We start from the raw sequence: 12,685 nt of genomic DNA on the forward strand, positions 1-12,685 counted from the left end.
CGTACTGCACGGATGCGAGTACGGGGGTCTCATCGATGGTCAGCGTGGATCACCCCTGGTAGGTAATCCCCGCCTGCTGGGCCGGGCCGGAGCCGTTCCAGGGACCGGTGGCGGCGGGCGAGCCCACGGCCGAACCGGCGTCCTTGAGGGAGGCGTTCTCGGCCTCAAGACGCGCGAGCTTCTGCTCCAGGGTCTCCTTCTCGACCGTGGCCGGAGCGGCGACAGGAGCGGAAGCGACCGCGACGGTCGCCGGGGCGGTCTGAACCGGAGCCTGCGCAGCCACGGCCACAGGTGCAGACGCCGGCTGCGGGGCCGGGAAGGACAGGCCGTCCTCGACCTCGGTCGCCACCGGGACTGCGGCGGCAGGGGCAGCACTGGCAGGAGCGGCCTGGACCGGGCGAGGCGAGCCGTTGAGCACGATGCCACGCGCGGCCAGTGCAGCCTGGTCAACGCCGAAGGCGTTGTAGTAGCGCGGCGCCTCGTGGACGATCACCTGGTCGAGCGCCAGGCCGCGGTTGTTGAAGTCCTTCGGCTTGTAGACACGCAGCACGAGCGTGACGTCGAGGCCCTGCGCGAGCTCCCGACCGGTCTCGTCCTGGTCGTAGGTACCGTCACCGGCCGCGGACGGGATCGCGATCACCGGCAGGTTTGAACCCTTGGAGTCAATCGAGTAGTTGGGGCCGGTCTCCGGTCGCAACGTAGAGTTGTAGCGGCGCTCGGAGACGAACTGCTCCTCGATGGTGGGGTTGTTCGGGTCCGCGAACTGGACTTCGGCGTTGGTGATCGTCGCGGTGGTGTGCGGCCTGCCGACGGGGCTCATCCCGTTCTTCACCTTGCGCTGGTCGCTGGCGGCGAGTTCCTCCCCCTGGATGACGCGGGCGAGAACGGCGAAGGCGAGCTTCCCGCGGATGAACACGCTGGTGTTCTCGGTGAGCTTGCTGGCGGAAACGGTGTAGTTGGCCATGGTGGTACGGCTCCTTCGTTCGGTCTGACGGTCGGCAGTTCAGGGGCTCAGGGGTCATTGGCGCCCTATCGGACAGAATTCTGGCTGCCATCCAATCACTTATTCTATCAACTTCGATTCAGCTATGAGTAGAATGATGATGTCGGACAGAATAGATTCGCGCGCTATTCGCAGAGGAGTTGAGGCACGGATGACGGCTACGATTCAGAGGCCAGCGAGGGCGGCGTTGAGGCCGTCGGTGCAGACGAGAGCAGCTGCCGGGAGTCGCTCCGGCCCGATGGGCTTCGGTAACGGGCCCCTCATCGCCGCCAGCGTCATGGTGGGCGGAGCAGCGCTCTTCGCCGGATGGGGCCTAATGCAGCTCGCGACGTCCGACGGCGGCGCCATCCAGGCGCTGCAGGGCAATCACGCCCAGGTCGAGGCACCAGGAAATCCCGGCGATGAGAACGCCGGAGTCGACAGCACCCATCAGCCGAGCGAGAGCGGCACGGGGAAACAGGACGAGAGCGGGGCGAGTCAGGATCCGACGCCAGGTCGGAGCGACGAGGACAAGCCCAACGGATCGGGTGCACCGGCCGAGGCGAAGCCCGCACCGAAGGCGGAGCCGTACAACATCAACCCAGGCGATACGCTCAGCGCGATCTCGGGGACGTCGGGGGTACCGATCGGCATTCTAGTCGAGAAGAACAACATCCAAAATCCGGATCTCATCTACGTTGGGGCTTCGCTGCTCATCCCGCCGGTGTGACGCCCCCGCAGGGCGGCACTGCCGCGCACTGAGCCTGATCGATGCCCTGATAGCCACGAGGCAGTCAGGGCATCGCCATCTCCTCAGGCGGAGGGCTCGGCTTCTTGGCGGGCCTGCAGGTCCATCAGTCGCGTGCGCAGCCGGTGCAGCTGCTCGGCCCCGTCGTTCATGGACCGGATGCCGGATGTCATCGAGACGCTTGACGACACGGTAGGGACTCCCCCTCAGGGCCTTGCCAGAGCGCACCGCGAGGCGTAACCCGGGACCGGAGTGAGCCGGTCCACGGCACGTCTCCCCGCAAAGCGCTCGCCCCGGGTTCGACACCCGGATCAGCTGCGCTGATCCCCTCCCCTATCGCGAAAATGCGGCACTGTAACAGCGTCAGAGATCAGACGACCCCGCCGGCCAGGCTGCTACCGGCGGGGTCGTCTGAGTTACGAGGTCGTGGTCTCTCACGCCGCATCAGTGTCATCGGACTCACCCCGGCCAAACAGGAATCCGCGGACCTCACCGTTCTTCATCATGTCCTGCAGATGCGCCAGGAACACCGCGCGCTGCGTGGCCCTGCGATCGGCCAAGGGCTCGTACTCGCGCAGTACCTTCAGGTTGACGACCCAGCCGTTCTCGCAAGCGATGGCCTGGTCAAGCCGAGAGTCCGGCGCGACGTCCATGCCGGTGAAGTCGTGGTCGAACTCGGTGGCGATGTCGAGGTGTTGATTCGGCTCGTCGACATAGAGCGTGTCGACGCCGACCTGTTGGCCGGCCTCGTCGAATGCCACGAGGAACACACGATCTGCCCTGGTGGTGTTGTCAATGTGGACCGCTGCAACGTTTATGTCACCGATGAAGCTCGTCTGCTTGAACCGTTCGTACACGCGGGTACGAGCCTCATGGCACCACATGATGCGCCGGGCTTCGTCGAAGCCTTTGAACTCGTCAGAGCTGGACGCTTCTGGGTGGGGTTGGATCACCGGTGCTCTCCTTCCTATGCGAGATGCTGGAGGTTTGCGATGCGAGGGGACGCATTGGCTACGGACCGGTGCCCTCCTGCGGGCTGCTGGAGCCCTGCCGAATCGGGCGGCTTCGACACCCGCCACGTCGCGGCCGGCCGAGGCCTTGGCCGGGCGAACGGGGCTGCGGCGGGGGGCCGTCCCTGCTCCTGGCTGGGCGTCTCGGACTGCTCCCGAGCCCGCGCGGATGACCCCCGCCGGGCGTGGGCCGGACGGCGGGGGCGCGCCTGTGGATCCGGGCACTGTGGATCCGGGCAACGGGGTCCAGGCATTCGCAGTGGCGGCGCTGCATAGCGGCGGTCAACGCGCGCACAGGGGCGACGGTGCGGTGGACGACAGCGAGCCGCGGCGATCCGCGGGCCAGGCATCGCCTCCCACCGGGGTGCGCAGCCGCTCCCGAAGACATGTCGCGAGAAAGCAAAATGAGCCCCTTGTCTGATGGGAGGGGCGGATCAGCAGACACTATGGCGCGCGCTTACCGGCCAACCCGCACAACGGGCACCGACCGCGGCCATGACTGCTGTCGAGCACGCGCGGTCGCATACGCATGCCCCCGCCCCGGGAATGGATTCAATTCCGGCCTGGTGGCGCAGTGACTCTGGCGAGTCAATATCGATGGCCGTTCCTCCGTCGCCGGAGGGGCGGACATTCGCCTCTTCAGGACCGTTCCAGCGGCCGGTCCCAACGGCCGTGCGGATCAATCGTGTCGGGGCGTGACTTCAAGGTCGACCGGTACGACGGTGCGCAGGCTCGGCTCGCCGCAAAAGCCGTGCCCAGCTGATCGTCTCGGTCACGGTTCAGGATCCTGCTATGCCAACCACGCCCTGTCAACGATCAATTCGCACTCTGAAATGATCGATTCATTACACTCCGTCGTCATCTGGGTCCCGGTCGGGCGGATGAACAGGATGAAGTCACAGCATCTCCAGCCGGTTGGGGCGACTTGTCCGTACTTGCCGGTTGACAGGCCGTGAGCAGAAGGTCATTGCAAGGGCGAAAATTGAGGATCGTTTCAGTTGTGGAAGCGATCGTTGCTCTGGTGTAGTGCTGTAGCAGGTCGGAGAGTGTCCTCCAGCCGCCGCTCAGTCAGTCATCCATCCATCCATCCCGCCAGGAGCATCAGTGACCGAAGAGGTCGAACCACACCTGAGAACCCTCGAACTGCTGGAGAAGCTGATCCAAGAGGCCGAACTCGACGGGGTCAAGGTCCTGGACCCGGCTCCGCTGTCGATGAGTACCGGCCTCTCGGTGGCGGCCGTTGGTGCAGGACTCCGCCGCCGGCCGATGCCGCAGACCCCTTTCCACGAGCAGGTCGCGGAGCGCCTGGCATTCTTGCGCGAGACCCGGCGGCGGCCGGACGGCGGGAAGTACACGCAAGGCGAGATCGCTGAGGGCGCGGACGTGACGCCCCAGTGGGTCGGGGAGCTCCTCAAGGGCCGCAAGCAGCCCAGTCTCGAACTGGCGGCCCGGATCGAGGACCTTTTCAAGGTCCCCCGTGGCTTCCTGACCGCAACCCCCTCCCAGGCCCTGAACCGGGCCCTGGAGGAGAGACTCGCGCACGAGCAGGCCCAGCAGCTCGCCGGGCTGCGGGAGATGAAGGAGAAGTTCCAGCTGCGCTCGGTCGCCTTCCGCGGAGCCCCCGAGAAGCTGGCCCAGATGATGGACCTGCTCACCGAGATCGTGGACGAGCAGAGGACATCGTGAGCCGGTGGCATGACGGGGAGTTACAGATTCGGCAGGGTGCGGACGAGGAGCCAGGGTGGGGATCGTGAGGTACCGGCGTCGTGAACCGGCGCTGGAAGCGGAGATGAGCCGGCTCTGCGATGAGCTGTACGCAGGGCTCGGCGAGCCCGCGCCCACGGGCATCGACGACCTGATCGTGCGGATGGAGGTGTACCTCACCGCCTACACGGGAGCCCCAGAACGACCGGTGCGTATCGTGCGCCGCGACTTCCCTCCGGGTATGGGCCCCGTCTCGGGGCTGTGGCTGGACCGGGAGAGCGAGGACATCATCGTCATCGCCAAGTCCACCAGCCCTTTCCACACCCTGGTCATCCTGGGCCACGAGATATGGCACATGGTCCGCGGTCACTGCGGCACCCACGTCATGGGGCCGCACGTCGCCACGCGCCTGCTCGGCGATGACGCCCTCAGTACCGGGGACCTCGACGAAGTGGTCCGCCTCGTCGCCGCGCGGACCCACGCCGTGCCCGGCGACGAGGCCGAGGCCGAGCAGTACGGCCGCATGATGGGCCGACGCTTCCGGCACCTGGTCGAGGCCGACCCCACACAGCGGATCCTGGAGGGTCCAGCAGCCAGGATCCAGGCCACTCTCGGCGATGGCTGATGAACGGCTCGGACTACTACATACCGGCCGCCGCCCTCGCCGCCGGCTTCCTTGCGAAGCTGCCCGGCCTGATCCGGCGGCGACACAACCCGATGGTCAGAGCCACCGCCGGCCTGATGTTCATGGCCAGTGCCGGATTCGCCTTCGCCGCACCCCCCACCATTGCCGTGGTGAACCGGACCGTGGGCGTCCCAAACTTCTCCGGGCCCCTGGTCTACGCGATCCTCTCCGTCTTCAACACCTGCTGCATTGTCCTGCTCGCGTACTGGCGTGAAGGCCTTGGCCGGGATGTCCAGCGCCGGGTCCGGCGGTGGCTCGCAGCCTGCGGCGCCGTCGTCCTCCTGATCGCGGCTTCCTTCAGTCTGGGTGACGCCCCCGAGGAGCGACTGCGGGATCTGGACACCTACTACGCCTCCACACCGTGGATCCGCGAGATGATCGTGGCCTATCTCTCCTGGCACATCGTGGTCGGCGTAGTCGTGCCGACGATGTGCTGGAGGTGGTCCCGCACAGTGGACGGGTGGCTGCGGGCAGGCCTGCTCACGCTCGTCGCCGGATTCGCCTTCAGCACGAGCTTCGGGGTGGCCAAGGCCGCTGCCGTCGTCGCCCGCTGGAGTGGTGGCGATCTGGACTTCCTCAGCACCGACCTCGCGCCGCCGCTGGCCAGCGTTGGCGCCGTCCTCACGACCGCCGGCTTCCTCCTGCCGCAGGGCCAGCGGGTCACCGCAGCCTGGGAGGCCTGGCAGACCTACCGGTGTATGGGACCTCTGTGGCGCCAGCTCCGCACGCACACGGGGCTGCCCCTCACCACCACCTGGTGGGCCCCGCTTGAATCCCGCCTCTTTGACCGCGAGACCGACATCCACGATGACCTGCTTGCCCTGGCCCCGTACTGCGACATGCAGACCATGACGGCTTGCCGCGAGCGGGCGCTGGGCGAGGGCGCCAGCCCCGAGGACGCATGGGCCGTGGCCGCGGCCACCATGATCGCGCAGGCCATCGCCGCCAGGCAGTCCGCCGTCGAAACGGGTGAGGAACCCCAGGAGACAGGATCCGCAGCCCTCGGCGCGGTCCTCAGCACCGGGACTCGAGGGATCGCACGCATCTCCCGCCAGTACAGGGCCCTTCAACACCCCGTCGTGGCCGCCTAATGAGAAAGACACCCCATATGAATCGCCTCCCCCAGGCCCGGAACGTCGCACCGTCCCCCTGCTGTGCCCCGCTCTGGTCCGCCGCTCACAACGCCCTGCCAGAGGACCCCGGTCAGCAGGTCGCTTCGTGAGCAATCCCAACGGCGTCGCCTTCTACATACCCGGCGCGCTTCTGTTGCTGGCAGGCCTCTTGAAGCTGCCTCCGCTGTGGCGCAATCCCAAGGACGAGCTGCTGCGGTCCGTCTGCATGCTACTCTTCGTGGCCGCCGCCGTGTTCGCCGTCGCCGCGGTGCCCTCCATCGCCGCGATCAACCGCATCAGCGGTCTCCCGAACTTCGCCGCGCCGGTCGTGTACGCGATTCTCACGGCCTTTTCCGGGTCTAACCTGGTACTCATCATCCGCTGGAGCAGTGGTCCCGAAGAGGCCGCACAGGCGGCCCGGTGGTCGCGCCGGTGTAACACGGCCACCATCACGGTCATCGCCACGCTCTTCGCCCTGTTCGCGCTCGGCGACGCCCCCGTCGAGCGGCTGGTCGACCTCGACACGTTCTATGCGAACACCCCGTACATCCGCGAAATGATCGTTCTGTACCTGGTCGCGCACACCACGGCCGCGGTCACCATGACGGTCCTTTGCACCCGCTGGGCACGAGTGGTCCACGGTCCGCTGCGCGCCGGGCTCGTCCTGATCGTCATCGGCTACATCCTGAACCTGGTGTACGACGCGCTCAAGTTCACGGCGGTCGGCGCCCGCTGGACCGGCCACAATCTGGACCACCTCAGCTGGCCGATCGCGCCGCCGATCGCGGCGGTGTCCGCCCTGCTGATCGGCGTCGGATTCGTCCTGCCCCTGCTGTCCCAGCGGCTGATGAACATGGTGAGCCCGTGGCTGCGCTACTACCAGCTACAACCGGCCTGGCGAGAACTGCGGGTCGCCACCCAGCACAGCATCAACCTGGCCGGCGGACTGTGGACCCCGATGGAGGTACGCGTCTGCCAGCTCGAGTCAGACATCTACGACGGGATCCTGACCGTCCACCCGTGTCTGGACCCTGAGGTCCACGCCACCTCACTGCTTGAGGCCCGCAAGACCGCGCGGACAGAGGAAGAAGCGCACGCCGTCGCGGACGCCGCCGCACTGGCCCACGCCATCGTCATGTGGACCAGGAGAACCCCCTGCCAGAGCAGCGGAGCCGACCAGGCCAACGACGGCCCGCTGCTTGCCTCCGCTGATGGCGTCGCCGGGCTCGTCCGCCTGTCCAAGGCTCTGTCGAAGTCCCCCATCGTCCGGGCCACCCGCGAGGCGGCGGCCCTAGAAAGCAGTCACCGATGAAGCAGCAGCCCACCCGCACGGCCCGCGTCCTCATCCTCGGCGGCAGCCTCGCCGGTACCCTCGCGGCCGCAGCACTGGCACCACACGCCGCCGAAGTCCTCATCCTCGAGCGGGACAAAGCCCTTCCCGACTCCGCGGTACCGCGCCCCAGACTTCCCCAGGCCGCCCACGCCCACATGCTGTGGGCCGGCGGAGCCGACGCAATCGAATCACTGCTGCCCGGCACGACCGACACATGGCTCAAGGCCGGGGCCCACCGCATACCCATACCCACCGGCATGGTCTCCTTCTCCCCCGCGGGCTGGTACAGGCGGTGGACCGAGACGCACTACCTCATCGGCGCTAGCCGGGACCTGATCGACTGGGGCGTGCGCACGGCCACCCTGGCCATCCCGAACGTCATCGTGCGCACCGGCATCACGGTCACATCGCTGACCGGAACCGCCTCCACGGTGTCCGGTGTCCGGATCCGGGACGAGAACCATGAGGAGAGCGAGCTCAGCGCCGACCTCGTCATCGACGCCACCGGACGTGGCTCCAAGGCCCCCGAGTGGCTTACCGCCATCGGCGCCCCCAAGGTCCCGGAGACGGTCGTGGACGCGGGCGTACGGTACGCCAGCCGCCGCTACCGGGCGCCCGAGGGCGCCGAGTCCAACTGGCCCGTCATCCACATCCAGGCCGACCCGCGGGAAGGCAGGCCCGGCCAGGTCGTCTCGATCATCTCGATCGAAGACGGGCAGTGGCACGTCAGCCTCTCCGGCACCCGAGGCGGCGAGCCCAGCGCTGACGAGGCGCTCTTCGAGGACTTCGCCCGCAAAGTCCGCCACCCGCTGGCTGCCGACTTCCTCGCCCGCGCCGAGCCGATCAGCGACGTCGTCGTCTACGCCCGCACGGCCAACCGGCAGCGCCAATTCGAGAAGGCCGCGATGCCGACGGGGTTCGTCGTCATCGGCGACGCCGCCACCAGCCTCAATCCGGTCTACGGCCACGGCATGTCCGCGGCCGGGCTTGGCGCCGTCGCCCTGCGCGAAACCGCCGCGCACACGGCCGTGACCGCGCCGAGGTTCGCCGCACTCGCCCAGAAGGCGGTGGCCCGCCCGGCCGCCGCCGCCTGGCTTTTGGCCGTCGGTCAGGACCGCTTCTACCCCGGCGCCATCTGCAGGGCTCCCCACCTCGGCGACAAGCTCGCCGCCCGCTACATCAACCGCCTCAGCCACACCGCGATAGGCAGTTTTTTCGTCGTCAAGGCCCTCACCGACGTGATGACGATGAAGAAGCCCGCCTCCGTCCTGGGCCACCCCGACGTCCTGATCGCCGCCGCACGGGGCCTGCGCAAGCCGCTCCTGACCGGCCCTGAACTTGCCCCGCACGAGCAGAGCATCCTGGACCGCGCACCGCTCCCCCGAACGCAGGAAGCCTCCAACGCCAGCTGATCCCTGGTCCTCAGATCACCGCATCGTGGCCTTCTTTCGCACGCGCACTCGAGAGGAGGCCACATCCGTATTCCCCCGTCCTGGCAGCGCGGCCGGAGTCTGGGCTCGGAGCGGCTCGGCCGGCGTGGGATCGGCAGGGGGTACGGTCGGCTGCCGAGTGCGCAGCGGTTGCACGGATGGCGTGTTGCGGCAGGCGGTCAGCTCCTGCTCCCAGCGCCGCGAGCAATCGCCGGCCTCGATCGAGTTCCGCGGAACGGCCCTTTTCCCGCACCAGGTGGTGAGGCCGTCCACGATGGGCTCGACCGAGGCCGGCACCTCACCGGCCGCGGAAGTCCAGTCGATCTGGTTCCTGATCTGGATCCAGGCGGCCAAGGCGTCAGCGTTCGCGGTAGGGCTGCACTCCGGTCAGATCTACAGCAAGGTCCTCTCCCACTGTGTCGATGAGGGTCCGCGACGGCGCGGTCCAGCTCTTGAACCGTCCGCCGATCGCGGTGTCGACCGCGTCTTTCGCTTCTTGCACGCTCATGCCCGTGGAGGAGAGGAACCACGTCAGCACCGTGTGACAGAGTCCGTACCAGCCGCATTCGGCACCCGTGCGGTCCATGACCACGGTCACGAGTCGGGTGGCCGCCCGTTCCAGGTGACAGCTGCGATCCTCGGCGTTCGCTCCGTTGGGTGGAGCCAACTGATCGAACCGCTCCGCCAACTCCTCCAGCCAGTCGCGCCACTCCAGCAGCGACGCGACCACCTTGGCAGCCGTTGCTGCGGGCCCGCCTATGGAATGGGAGGTACAGCACCAGTGGGTGACGACGCCACCGCCGCCGCCCTCGCCGACCGCCCAATGCCATCCGCAGGTCCATCGGCCGTATCGGGCGGCCAGGAGCGCCGTGACCTCGGTGGTGAAGCGATGTTTCTCTTCCCACCCGGCGTCGTCAGGAGGCACCATCGAGGCGATCACCGTGGTGATCTCGGATGCCTCCGCTTCGTCCCAGGCGAAGGCGATGCGGTCGGGATCGACGGCGGACCACGGCAGCCAGGCCGGAGCGAGCTCATAGTTGATAGCCGTGGTGTTCCTCCAAAACCAGGCACGGTAGGACAACCGGGCGATCATGCCAAAAGCTCGTAGCCTCGGCACGCAAATTTCTGGCGCACCCATCTCCCCTCAGGGCGCGCAGCGCGACACTGCCTGGCCATCTGCTCAGCCCGATACGGCACTTGACTGGGCACGTTCACCACCTGTACGTGGGTGAGCACTTCGAGGAGTACGCCGACAACGGCGTACTTCTTCCGAGGATGGGGGCGCATGAGCAGTGCTCTCCTGTGACGGTGTCAGGGGATCTGTTCGGGCATGTACAGCCGGACGTCGACGTTCGAGAGCGCTACTCCGAGGACTCTCGGGTGCCCTCCGAGCCGTCGCCGGCGCGCTTCTTGCGGGCTGAGCGCCCGATGGTGACGCGGACACGACGACGATGACTCCCTTGTCGAGCACGCGCGGAACTCGTCGACGCGGACTGCTAGTCGATCTCCGCCGTCGCCTCAGCCCGAGAACCGGCAGCATGCTGCTGCACATGAGTGGGCTGGGCGGAGGTCTCCTTCTTCTTCGGCGGCACGCCAGCGTCCATCGAGATGGTGACGGCGCGTGCGGTATCGCCGCTGTCGTCGGACGTGTCAGGGACCAGCTCGCAGAAGTAGTGGCTGGCTTCGATGCCGAATGCTTCGTTGAACATCCAACCGGTGATTTATCCGGCTCCGTTGGAGTTGAGCCCACGGACTTCGTAGACGTGCTCGGCGGTCTCATCGCTGACGCAACGCTGCAGCATGAGCTTGCGGGAGTCCCGGTCGACGAGGACGATGAGCCTCATCCTTGGCATGTTGCCCGGCCAGCGAGCACTGGCGTCGCCTGGCGTGGGACGGAGCAAGTTCCGCGTGCCTGCGGACAGGGTGATCTGCGAGCGTCCACTCTCGCTGTGGAGCACGGTGAGCTTCGCGGGTCGCTCCTTTCGCCGCAGCTGGCTCAGGTCGGGGCGATAGATCTCAAAGGGCATGATTGCGGTCCTTTCAAAGGCCGAGCAGGAGGGTGTGCCTGGGTCAGCCAGCGAGGTGGTGGCTCAGACGCGCGAAGTAGTCGGCATAGCCCTCGGGACGGCGAAGCCGCTCGTCTCTTTCGCCAGCCGGTCTTCCCACGAGGGGAAGGTCTGGCGGGTGGCGCTCCTGTAGGACTGCCCCAGCGAGCCCCCTCAGAGTCTGGTTGGCGGCCGATGTGTGTCCCGGCTGGGCCTTGACCGGTCTCATTGGTGACTTGGTCGGGGCTTCCGCGATTAGCGTCGTTCTTGTGTCCGGTAAGTGGCAGTAAAGCGTCTCCGCGAGACACCACCGGGACCCGGGGATGCCCATGACGAGGCGCCGACGCATCACCGGGGATCAGGCTGGGTGCACGAACACCCGGCCTGATCCGGCATCGATCCCGCACCCGGGTCGGCTGTGCCGACCCAGAGACCATCTACCGGTCGTCGATGCCGGCTGCCCGGCAGCACTCGGTGCCGGTAAGGCCGGCAACGATGGCAATGTCGCCGGTCATGCTTCGATGACGGGGGCGCGGCGGGTGACTCGGTGTCTCCGAAGTTGGTGCGGGCGGCGTCGAGGACTGCGTGGACGCGGGCGACGGCGTCACGGCGGCCGGCCATTGCTTAGGGGTTCAGGCTGGTGGTCTCGCTGTTGAGGGCGGCGAGTTCGGTGCGCACGGCGTTGAGGGCGGCCTCGGCCCGATTGGCGCGCTGCTTCTCCTCCCGCCACTGGCGGTTGCGGAGGCGGATCTGCGCCCATAGGTTCTGAATCTGGGTGGGGTCGGCGCCGCTCGCGCGGAGGCCACTGCGGAGAATGCGGAGTTCGGTCTCGGCCTTCTTGGCCCGGCTGCGCTGCTTCTTGGCGCTCCGCTCGGCTGTTTCGGAGCGCTTGCCGATGAGCCTGGTGAGGTGCGCTGCTGCGGAGACCGCCTCTTCGGCATCCTGCTCGGCCTCCTCAACGCGACTCCGCAGTCGATCCACCTCGGCAGCGGGGTGGACGTGGGGCCCGGCGGCGGGCGGCGTGAGGTCGTCGCGGAGTGCCTGAGCCCGCTCGGGTTCCAGCGCCAGCCAGTACGGCTGGCCGCCGGGCCCGGAGAAACAGACGATGGTGGTGTCGTCGCCGTGGAGGACGTCACCGTGACCCCAGCGGAGTGGGACCGGGTCGTCGGCGGTGGTGGTCGGGTCCCGTCCTTCGGTGGCCTGCCGGGCGGCTCCGTCGTGGCGCCCCTCATCGTCTGCGGGGCTGAGCGTCTCCTCGACGGTGCGCATGATGACCAGGAAGGCGTGGGTGGCGGCGAAGAATTCAGGGTCGGTCTTGAGGTCGTAGATCAGGTCGGATATCTCGTTGTCGTGGATTTCGACGCGGATGCGGTGCTGGCCATCAATGCGGTCCATGGTGGGCCTCCGGGGTGTGGGGGCCGCCCGGGCAACGGGACGGCCCACGAGGGTCGAAAGTCAGGTGTTGTCGGCCATCTGCCGCAGATCTGCGGCTACGACGACGAGGACGTCCGCGTCGGGCAGGTCACTGTCAGGCGCCTGACCGCCCTGTTCAACCCAGGTATCGGTGAGGGCGCCGATGGGTCGGGCGAGGGTGGCAAGGATGCAGCTGAGGTTCAGCAGCCCCTCGCGGAGGAGG

General features: G+C 67.6%; 14 protein-coding genes. 6 read left to right on the forward strand and 8 right to left on the reverse strand.

Annotation, left to right across the window (positions count from 1 at the left end; all coding sequences use genetic code 11):
* Positions 1–49: 49 nt before the first annotated feature.
* A complete protein-coding gene (locus ACFWP3_RS14100) occupies positions 50–964 on the reverse strand; it encodes a hypothetical protein (protein ID WP_384220107.1) in 915 nt (304 codons plus the stop codon).
* Between the two features lie 355 nt (positions 965–1,319).
* Between ACFWP3_RS14100 and ACFWP3_RS14105 the strand changes: the two genes are divergently transcribed.
* On the forward strand, positions 1,320–1,712 hold the full coding sequence (locus ACFWP3_RS14105; protein ID WP_384220109.1) for a LysM peptidoglycan-binding domain-containing protein: 393 nt from the start codon (positions 1,320–1,322) through the stop codon (positions 1,710–1,712).
* 83 nt (positions 1,713–1,795) lie between these two features.
* On the opposite strand, the gene ACFWP3_RS14110 is transcribed toward ACFWP3_RS14105, so the two are convergent.
* Together ACFWP3_RS14110 and ACFWP3_RS14115 are read right to left on the reverse strand one after the other, a co-directional pair.
* Positions 1,796–1,921: a hypothetical protein gene (locus tag ACFWP3_RS14110; protein ID WP_384220112.1), complete on the reverse strand. Its 126-nt coding sequence runs from the start codon at positions 1,919–1,921 to the stop codon at positions 1,796–1,798.
* Positions 1,922–2,164: 243 nt separating this feature from the next.
* Positions 2,165–2,683, reverse strand: coding sequence for a hypothetical protein (locus tag ACFWP3_RS14115; RefSeq protein ID WP_384220113.1), 519 nt, complete (start codon positions 2,681–2,683; stop codon positions 2,165–2,167).
* 1,161 nt (positions 2,684–3,844) lie between these two features.
* Between ACFWP3_RS14115 and ACFWP3_RS14120 the strand changes: the two genes are divergently transcribed.
* From ACFWP3_RS14120 to ACFWP3_RS14140, 5 genes are all read left to right on the forward strand, one after another.
* Positions 3,845–4,426: a helix-turn-helix transcriptional regulator gene (locus tag ACFWP3_RS14120; protein WP_384220115.1), complete on the forward strand. Its 582-nt coding sequence runs from the start codon at positions 3,845–3,847 to the stop codon at positions 4,424–4,426.
* 55 nt (positions 4,427–4,481) lie between these two features.
* Positions 4,482–5,069, forward strand: a complete 588-nt coding sequence (locus tag ACFWP3_RS14125) for a toxin-antitoxin system, toxin component (protein ID WP_384220116.1) — start codon at positions 4,482–4,484, stop codon at positions 5,067–5,069.
* Positions 5,069–6,220: an MAB_1171c family putative transporter gene (locus tag ACFWP3_RS14130; RefSeq protein WP_384220118.1), complete on the forward strand. Its 1,152-nt coding sequence runs from the start codon at positions 5,069–5,071 to the stop codon at positions 6,218–6,220. Before ACFWP3_RS14125 ends, ACFWP3_RS14130 begins: the two co-directional genes overlap by 1 nt.
* Before the next feature lie 127 nt (positions 6,221–6,347).
* Positions 6,348–7,553, forward strand: coding sequence for a DUF6545 domain-containing protein (locus ACFWP3_RS14135; RefSeq protein WP_384220121.1), 1,206 nt, complete (start codon positions 6,348–6,350; stop codon positions 7,551–7,553).
* The gene (locus ACFWP3_RS14140; RefSeq protein WP_384220123.1) at positions 7,550–8,986 is read left to right on the forward strand and encodes an NAD(P)/FAD-dependent oxidoreductase; all 1,437 of its coding nucleotides are present in this window, start codon (positions 7,550–7,552) and stop codon (positions 8,984–8,986) included. Before ACFWP3_RS14135 ends, ACFWP3_RS14140 begins: the two co-directional genes overlap by 4 nt.
* A gap of 15 nt (positions 8,987–9,001) precedes the next feature.
* Here ACFWP3_RS14140 and ACFWP3_RS14145 read toward each other — a convergent pair whose 3' ends face one another.
* From ACFWP3_RS14145 to ACFWP3_RS14165, 5 genes are all read right to left on the reverse strand, one after another.
* Complete coding sequence (locus ACFWP3_RS14145) at positions 9,002–9,358, reverse strand: hypothetical protein (RefSeq protein ID WP_384220126.1); 357 nt, start codon at positions 9,356–9,358, stop codon at positions 9,002–9,004.
* Positions 9,359–9,362: 4 nt separating this feature from the next.
* Complete coding sequence (locus ACFWP3_RS14150) at positions 9,363–10,097, reverse strand: hypothetical protein (RefSeq protein ID WP_384220129.1); 735 nt, start codon at positions 10,095–10,097, stop codon at positions 9,363–9,365.
* A gap of 403 nt (positions 10,098–10,500) precedes the next feature.
* A complete protein-coding gene (locus ACFWP3_RS14155) occupies positions 10,501–10,713 on the reverse strand; it encodes a hypothetical protein (RefSeq protein ID WP_384220131.1) in 213 nt (70 codons plus the stop codon).
* Positions 10,714–10,725: 12 nt separating this feature from the next.
* Positions 10,726–10,848, reverse strand: a complete 123-nt coding sequence (locus ACFWP3_RS14160) for a hypothetical protein (RefSeq protein ID WP_384220134.1) — start codon at positions 10,846–10,848, stop codon at positions 10,726–10,728.
* An 825-nt stretch (positions 10,849–11,673) separates the two neighbouring features.
* Entirely contained in the window at positions 11,674–12,444 is a 771-nt protein-coding gene (locus ACFWP3_RS14165) for a hypothetical protein (protein WP_384220136.1), read from the reverse strand.
* Positions 12,445–12,685 lie beyond the last annotated feature (241 nt).

Origin of the sequence: Streptomyces sp. NPDC058525 (assembly GCF_042719495.1) — a bacterium.
GTDB lineage: Bacteria > Actinomycetota > Actinomycetes > Streptomycetales > Streptomycetaceae > Streptomyces.